The sequence below is a fragment of the Fodinibius sp. genome (assembly GCF_041642155.1).
Taxonomy (GTDB): Bacteria; Bacteroidota; Rhodothermia; order Balneolales; family Balneolaceae; genus Fodinibius.
The window spans coordinates 1-7925 of the sequence record NZ_JBEPWZ010000128.1 but is presented as its reverse complement, the minus strand read 5'-3'; the positions used below and the strand labels follow the sequence as shown (position 1 = coordinate 7925).

The following is a 7925-nucleotide window of genomic DNA, read 5'->3' as shown; positions in this document are numbered from 1 at the left end:
CGCATTCCCGATATAAAATGCATGGGCCTCAGCATCGGTCCGGGGATCCCGTTGTTCAACAGTAATATCATTGCCAAAAAAGTGGTCGTCCCCGGCGCTGCCACTGTAAAACACCGCGGAGGCCACCGGCGTATAATCCAGAAACTCGCGGTACTTTTTTCCCCGGATCACAAAACTGTTGTTGTAGACCCTATTGCCATAGGCGCCTCTCGGAGACCCTTTGGCGGCCCCGTAATCTGCAATTCGGATCCCATTCGTACTGTACCGGTGATGGTATTCAGTGGACCGGGGTGCGGCCGTAATTTCAAAACGGTTGTTAAAGATCGCTATGTCCCGGTGACGGAAAATCTCGATACCCGACCCGATTTCAGGTTCAAATACATTTTCAAAAATTTGGGAGCCATCCCCCATCGCCATAATACTGTAGTGGTTGGTCACCTTCTGGTGGTTTTCAAAAAAGTTGTTATGGACCCTGGAGTGCTCCCCTTTAAAAACCAGGCAACCCTGTCCCCCGTAAAACGCCGAAAAGGAAACTTCAGAAGCCCTGCTACCCCGTAAGTCAACCGCATAAAACTGCGAGCCGTGCCGGTTAATAATAAAAGGATTGTCCACCTGAAAAGTAGACTGCGTAATGGTGGCGTGAGGCACATCCACCGCAACGGCATTGATTCCCGACGTTACGATCTTCACATTATCCAAAATAACCCTGACCTCCTCCGCTGTCGATTGAATGCCCCAGGACAGCACCCCGCGGGCAGCGCTTTCAATGACGCCGTTTTTGATGATTACCGTCCCTTTGCCCTCCACCCGGGGAATACTATCCGGCGGGGCGCCCTCCGATACATCTTCGGTATAATCAAAAAAAGCGCTGTGCCTGTTCTCATGCATATGATCATAGTGTGCCACGGGATGCGTTTTCCCCACAATCCCTACGCCCACATCCATGGCGGGACGAATATCAATCTGGTCCACCAGGCAGTCCGTTTCCGCTCTGACGCGCACCCGGTATTTTCCGGCGGGCAGGTTATTGAGGTGGGCATAAATCACGCCCCCTCCCAGCCGCGGCGACCGGTGCTCGACCGGGACGCTCATCATGGTGGTGTCGCTGTACTCGGTATTCAGCCTGACCTCGCTGCCGGATTCATCTTCCACATAGACGCTTATTCGCATGTCGTTATCCAGATCACCGTCCATATCTTCATACAGGCGACCGGTGATACCGGCCATGGCAAAATAGGAGCGATTAGCTTCGGGGAGGGTAATGTATTCGGAAACAATTTCATCTCCGGCCTCCAGGCTGAGGAGGTGCTCGCCGATAAAGGGGCGGGAGTCTCTCGTCCGCAGCACTTCGGCGCCCGGAGCCTCAGAGACATCCCATCCCTTGAGTCCCTCTTCAAAGCCCATATTGGGGAGATGTTCATAGGGACCGTCGGCATAGGAAATCGTATGCCCGTTCAGATCCAGGGTGACATCCTTTCCGAGGAAAACCGCACTCCCCGTGCTGGAAATGTCACGAGTCAGCTTGTAGGTCGCTCCCGACCGATCATACACTCCCGGTGCGGCAATGGCTATCTCCTCATCGCCGGGAGAACTTTGCGATTCCTCGCCCCTGTACCCGATATTTTTATCCTGTGCCAACGCACGGTTCCACCACGCCACGACCCCGATGAGGATCATCCCCGTCAGCAATATTCGATAATAATGGCCGCGGATTTTCATGATTAACTCGTCTTTGTTTTATAAACCTTTCCGGCTTCTTTATTTCCTGGAATCACTTCAGGAGGCTTTTGCAGAACTATTCATCTGGCTAATCCCTCCATTTTCATGCATTCAAAATCCTCACATATGCTTTATATACTGTAATTTTGAATGCGCTCAGCCTTTGATATTGATCAAAAATCCTGATTTTTCAAAGTCCTCTTCAGGGAATGAGAGTATTCTGCCCTTTTATCATAGGGGGCGATTTGAATTCTATATTCTCTATTCTTTTTCCCTTGTTTTACTTTTTTCTATCAGATCTCCTCCAAGAAACAAAAAATCGGCCGGTTTTAGCAACCGTTTTTCCCCGTTTCATACCAATGGTTCTATCATACAGGCAAAAAACATATTATCAAAGCTAATGTGCTCCCCTATTTTATACAATAAATAGCAATAAAATAAAAATTTTATGTTATTTTTTTTTATTATTAAAAAGGTATTTATTTTTTTTACCTTTCTTTATAGGCGAATATAAACTTGAATTTAGTAATTTAAATACACACATTTTATTTAATTTATCTTGACCACTCACAAACAAACAAAAAGAAATTCAGGTTTTTGTTTTTTATATTCTTTCAGTTATTTACAGGTGAGATAAACATTGGACGCAAAAGCCTGGTTCGTATTCATCGATATTAATTTATCATTGGTGTACCATTATCAGACGGACATAAGACCTTGATAAACTTTTTAACAGGCGGTGGGGTTTTCCGTCCGGGGCGGGGAAACGTTAATTACGCGCATGGCCGCCTTACAGCAGTGCGGATGGCGGGGACAGCCGGAGTCGATCTTCCAAAGGCTTTTTAATAGATTGGATGAATATAAAATAATACCTGAATCCTGTACACTGGAAAAGATGAATCTGTTACTATCATTTTTAAAAATTAAGCCATTTAAAAAATTAAGCCATTATAAAAGAAGGAGTTTACCGTGAAAAAAAAGTATGTACACACTCAAAAAGAGATCGAGGGACAACCGGATCTCTGGATTGAAACCCGGCAACTGATACGCGAAAATAGTGATGTTATTGATTTCTTACATTCGGTCTATAACAAAGAGCACCTGAATGTAGTATTAACGGGAGCCGGAAGCTCTGCTTTTATCGGTGAGGCTGTTGAACATCTGTTTGAAGGACAGCAAACTTCTGCCCGTGCCCTGCCGACCACTACACTTGTGACCCATTTCAGTGACTACATTGATACCTCAGCTCCTTTACTATTAATCTCTTTTGCACGATCGGGCAACAGTCCGGAGAGTATTGCAACGGTTGACATTGCGGAATCCCGGTGTGAGGACGTCCATCACCTTGCCATAACCTGTAACGAATCGGGACGCCTGGCCCAAAAAATTCAACAGCTGGAAAATGGCTGTGCCTTCGTATTACCTCCGGCATCGGAAGACCGGGGACTGGCCATGACCGGCAGTTTTACTTCGATGGTGTTAAGTGCTGTTTACTTCTCGAAATTTGAACAGCGGAAAAACAATGGAACGGTTGATTCGCTTCCCCGGATAGCAGAAGACAGCAGTCATATTATCAATACAGCTGCGGACCCCCTGAAATCCATATCGGCGCAACCCTTTAACCGCATCGTCTTTTTAGGCTCGGGACCTCTATTGGGCATTGCTCGGGAATCTCACCTCAAAGTTCAGGAACTCAGCGACGGAGAGGTTGTCGGCAAATTTGATTCGTTCCTGGGCTTCCGGCACGGTCCCAAAGCTGTAGTGGACGGGAAAACGATACTGGTTTTTCTCTTTTCTTCGGATAAGCATGTATTCCGTTACGAGAAAGACCTGGTAGAACAAATCTTATATGAAGATACGGCTATGACTTGTATTGGCGTATTCCACAACCCTCGGCAGGCAGAGGTATTCGATCTCGATCTGAATATAACAATCCGGCAGGAAGAACAGCCGGAGCCGTCTGATTATGATCTGCTGCCATATGTTCTCCCGGCCCAGATGATCGGTTATTATAAATCACTTGACCTGGGACTGGAACCGGATGCTCCATCCAAAAACAATGCGATTTCGAGAGTGGTCAAAGGTGTTACAATTTATCCAGACTCCGAGGAGTGATATTGATTATGCCGGTATGTAAGCATGATACTGTTATGAATCTGAATATTCGACCATCAATCTTTCTTCGTTCATCTTCGAACCCGAACCCATGATCCTTACTGCTTGTCCCAACCCATCGGTAGATAAATTTCTGAGCCTCTCTTCCATCAAGTCAGGGCAAGTCAACCGAAGCTCGGGCGAAGCGGCGTTTCCCGGTGGCAAAGGAGTGCATGTAGCCCTGGCTGTCAATGAGATCGGGGTTGCAAGCCATGTAACCGGTTTCTGGGGAGGTCCCACCGGCCAGTGGATCAAACAGATGTGCAGCCGGGAGGGCGTCGAATCTTCGGGTCCCGCTATTGAGGGGTGGACCCGCACCTGCCTGACTATCCGGTCGGAGGAAGAGCTCAAGGATACCGAAATCCTGGAACACGGTCCCACTATTACCGAACAGGAGTTGCAGGATTTTTGGGAGGCGGTGGACCACCAAACACAGCAAAGCAACCTGATATGCGTCAGCGGCTCATGGCCGGACGGGTCGCCGGACGATGTCTATCAGGCGCTGAGCACGTATTGTGATGATCCCCGTTTCTCCGTTTGGATTGACGCTTCGGGGGAACGGCTGAAACAGGCGGTTGATATTCATCCCTACGGCATTCATGTCAATACATCGGAAGCCCGGTCGCTGCTGGGACGGGAGGATACGGCGGACACCTATGCCCGGGCGTTGTTGAACTATTGCGAGGTTGCTGCCGTAACGGACGGGGCCAATGGGTTGTATCTGGCCTCCGGTGAGGACGTCTATCACGCTTACTGCCCCGTAGAAAAAGTGATCAGCACAGTGGGCTGCGGCGACTGCCTACTGGCGGGACTTCTCGTGGCCCAGCACAGGGGACAGTCCCTGCGGGATAGGGCCGTTCTGGGAACAGCCTGCGGGACCGCTAACTGCCTGCGTCCCGACCTGGGGATGCTTTATAACAGCGATGTGCAGGATTTGACGAAAAAAGTAACTTGTAACAAAATCTGATAATGAATGTCGCAGGATAAAAAATTTGATGTAATGGTGGTGGGCGAGTTGAATGTGGATCTGATACTCAACAAACTCAACAAGCCCCCGCAATTCGGAAAAGAACAGATCGCCGACGAGATGACCCTGACACTGGGCAGCTCCACGGCCATCTACGCGGCAAACAGCAACAGCCTTGGGGTGGACGTGGCCTTTTGCGGCAAAGTAGGCAGCGATCAATTCGGGTCCCTTGTGATGAATGCCCTCTCCGATAAAGGGGTAAATACCGACTATGTGATTACAGACGACCAGCTGAAGACGGGGGCAACGGTCATCTTTCGTTACGACAACGATCGCATGATGGTTACCCATCCCGGGGCCATGAACCACATGACCGTCCCCGAAGTCCCGGATGAACTATTTGAAAAAAGCCACCATATCCATACTTCGGCCGTCTTTCTTCAGCCGGGAATAAAGAAGGATCTCCTGCCGCTTTTTCGCAAAGCCAAGGAGTTTGGTCTGACGACCTCCATGGATACGCAGTGGGACCCGCAAGAGGAATGGGACCTGGATTTTGAGCGTCTGCTGCCACTGCTTGATTTTTTCCTGCCTAACGATCAGGAGCTGCTTCAGCTGACGGGCGCCTCCGGTGTTGACGAGGCGCTGGATCAGCTGTCCGGATATGACACCTGCATTGTGGTAAAATGCGGGGACCGGGGAGCGGTCATGCAGAAAAACGGCCGGAAAGATGCGGTCCCGGCTTATAACGTTGCCAATAATTTTGTCGATGCGGTCGGGGCCGGGGACAGCTTTAATGCCGGCTTCATCCACGGATTTTTAGAAGACAAGCCCCTGAAGGAATGCCTGGCGGCCGGAAATCTTGCCGCGGCGGTTTCGACCACCGCGGCTGGGGGGACCGACGGCATCCAAAGCTACCGGCAGGTGAGCGAACTGGGTAAGACACTTGAACTTCGGACGGGGAAACAGGAATAATTCCTTATTTATTTATTACATTCACCCACACTTTAATTATTTAGAATCCATCACCTGTTATGACTCTTCAACAAAAATTCAAAGAACTCGAGGACGAAGGATCCGCCCTCCTTGCCACTAATTTCTATAACTTCGAAACCATCACGGGCGTGCTCCAGGCAGCCTCGGCAAAGGAAGTGCCGCTCATCCTCCAGGCCAGTCCGAGTACGATCAACTACCTCGGGGCGGGTGTAGCGGCGTCTCTTGCACGATCGACGATGGAAAAACATGGTGTTGAAGGATGGCTTCACCTCGACCACGCCGAATCATACGATCTCATCAAAGAGTGCCTGGACGAGGGATTTGACTCGGTCATGATCGATGCCAGCGAAAAATCATTCGACGAAAATGTGGCCATTACGTCCAGGGTCACCGAGCTGGCCCAATCGTACGGCGCCAATGTGGAAGCGGAGCTGGGATATGTGGCCAAGCTGGGCCAATCGCACGAAAGAGAGGGTTTCACCAAGCCTGACGAAGCGCGAGAGTTTGTAGCACAGACCGGCGTGAATGCCCTTGCCGTGGCCATCGGATCGGCCCATGGATTCTACAAAAAAGAGCCCAATCTGGACCTCGAACGATTGGAACAAATCCACCGGGCGACCTCCTGTGCCCTGGTTCTGCACGGCGGGTCCGGCATTCCCGACGCTCAGCTGCAGCAGGGCATCCGTCGGGGAATACGCAAAATCAATGTAGCTACTGAAATCAAGAATATCTTTATGAAAACCCTGCAGGAAGAACTGCACCAGAATACTGAAATTGATCTTCGAAAAGTATTTCCCCCGGCTACCGAAAAAATCAATCACCTGGTCCAGGGAAAGATAGCCATCATTCAAGGAGCAAATGCCGACTAAAGCTGCCTAACTGCAGCCCGGGGGGAACGAGGATAGCAGTAACATGAGCACAGACGGGCAATAGTTCATTTACAGGTTTATCATCCAATAAACATTCACATAGATATTCTATATTATGAAATCGAAAATCTGGCTGATTTTTGCACTGATTACAACAGTATTCTGGGGCGTTTGGGGTGCTTTTATCGAGATCACCGAGCAGGCGGGGTTTCCGGCTACCCTGGGCTATGTGGTATGGTCGCTGACGATGATTCCCCCGGCGCTTGTCGCCTTGAAGATCATCGACTGGGAACTTGAGTATGACTCCAAATCGATTGTCCTGGGGTCTGTGATCGGATTTCTCGGGGCGGGGGGACAGCTGGTGCTGTTTCAGGTCCTGAGTATGGGACCGGCATACATTATTTTTCCCATTATCTCACTCTCGCCGGTTGTGACGGTTCTTCTTTCCATTTTTATTCTCAAAGAAAGCACACAGTTTAAGGGATGGGTGGGCATTCTGCTGGCCTTGATCGCCATTCCCCTGCTCTCCTACCAACCACCCGGGAATACGGTCATCGAAGGCTACTGGTGGCTGGTGCTCACCCTGCTTGTCTTTTTTGCCTGGGGTATACAGGGCTTTTTTATGAAGTTTGCCAACAAATCGATGAAAGCCGAAAATATCTTCTTTTACATGGCCGTAACGGGCCTGCTGCTCTCTCCGTTTGCCATATGGATGACCGATTTCTCACAGGATATTAACTGGGGATTCAAGGGTCCCTACCTGGCCGCTATGATTCAGATTCTAAATGCCGTCGGTGCGTTATGCCTTGTTTATGCCTACCGTTACGGAAAAGCGATTGTTGTTTCTCCACTGACGAACGCCGTGGCTCCGGTTATCACTATTGTCATTTCCCTGCTGCTCTATGCCGTGTTCCCTCACACCGTCACATTAATCGGGATGATATTCGCCATTACTGCCACCTACTTGCTGGCGATTGTTGAGGAAAGCACAGAGAAGGTGGAGGAAATGGAAATTATTGATGAGTAACAGGACCTATTTAAAAAAACAAATATTCAACATTATGGATTTATCGAGTCACACTAAAACACTCTACGCCGAAATTGACAAGATCGATGCGCATACGCACCTGAACACAGACCGGACCGCTCTGCAACAGGAGGGCGAAGAGGAAGGGTTCCGCTTTCTCTCAATCAATACGGAAGTACCCGACTTTCCTCCCACC

The 7925-nt window shown here is 49.5% G+C and carries 6 protein-coding genes; 5 read left to right on the top strand and 1 reads right to left on the bottom strand.

Annotated features, from left to right (window positions below):
* Positions 1-1719 (bottom strand): hypothetical protein (locus ACESLU_RS08755; protein ID WP_372638017.1); only part of this gene is annotated, 1719 nt, incomplete at its 3' end.
* A 969-nt stretch (positions 1720-2688) separates the two neighbouring features.
* Between ACESLU_RS08755 and ACESLU_RS08750 the strand changes: the two genes are divergently transcribed.
* The 5 genes from ACESLU_RS08750 to ACESLU_RS08730 all read left to right on the top strand — a co-directional run bounded on the left by ACESLU_RS08750 (position 2689) and on the right by ACESLU_RS08730 (position 7729).
* A complete protein-coding gene (locus tag ACESLU_RS08750; protein ID WP_372638014.1) occupies positions 2689-3834 on the top strand; it encodes an SIS domain-containing protein in 1146 nt (381 codons plus the stop codon).
* Positions 3835-3925: 91 nt separating this feature from the next.
* Positions 3926-4840, top strand: coding sequence for a 1-phosphofructokinase family hexose kinase (locus ACESLU_RS08745; protein ID WP_372638012.1), 915 nt, complete (start codon positions 3926-3928; stop codon positions 4838-4840).
* 6 nt (positions 4841-4846) lie between these two features.
* Positions 4847-5812 carry a carbohydrate kinase family protein gene (locus ACESLU_RS08740; protein WP_372638009.1) on the top strand — a complete coding sequence of 322 codons (966 nt, stop codon included), beginning with the start codon at positions 4847-4849 and terminating at the stop codon, positions 5810-5812.
* A gap of 59 nt (positions 5813-5871) precedes the next feature.
* Positions 5872-6702: a ketose-bisphosphate aldolase gene (locus ACESLU_RS08735; protein ID WP_372638006.1), complete on the top strand. Its 831-nt coding sequence runs from the start codon at positions 5872-5874 to the stop codon at positions 6700-6702.
* 115 nt (positions 6703-6817) lie between these two features.
* Positions 6818-7729 carry an EamA family transporter gene (locus ACESLU_RS08730; protein ID WP_372638003.1) on the top strand — a complete coding sequence of 304 codons (912 nt, stop codon included), beginning with the start codon at positions 6818-6820 and terminating at the stop codon, positions 7727-7729.
* Positions 7730-7925 lie beyond the last annotated feature (196 nt).

Excerpts from the sequence above, each read along its gene's own strand:
- ACESLU_RS08745 (WP_372638012.1), top strand. The coding sequence starts at position 3,926 with ATGATCCTTACTGCTTGTCCCAACCCATCGGTAGATAAATTTCTGAGC.
- ACESLU_RS08740 (WP_372638009.1), top strand. The coding sequence starts at position 4,847 with ATGTCGCAGGATAAAAAATTTGATGTAATGGTGGTGGGCGAGTTGAAT.
- ACESLU_RS08735 (WP_372638006.1), top strand. The coding sequence starts at position 5,872 with ATGACTCTTCAACAAAAATTCAAAGAACTCGAGGACGAAGGATCCGCC.
- ACESLU_RS08730 (WP_372638003.1), top strand. The coding sequence starts at position 6,818 with ATGAAATCGAAAATCTGGCTGATTTTTGCACTGATTACAACAGTATTC.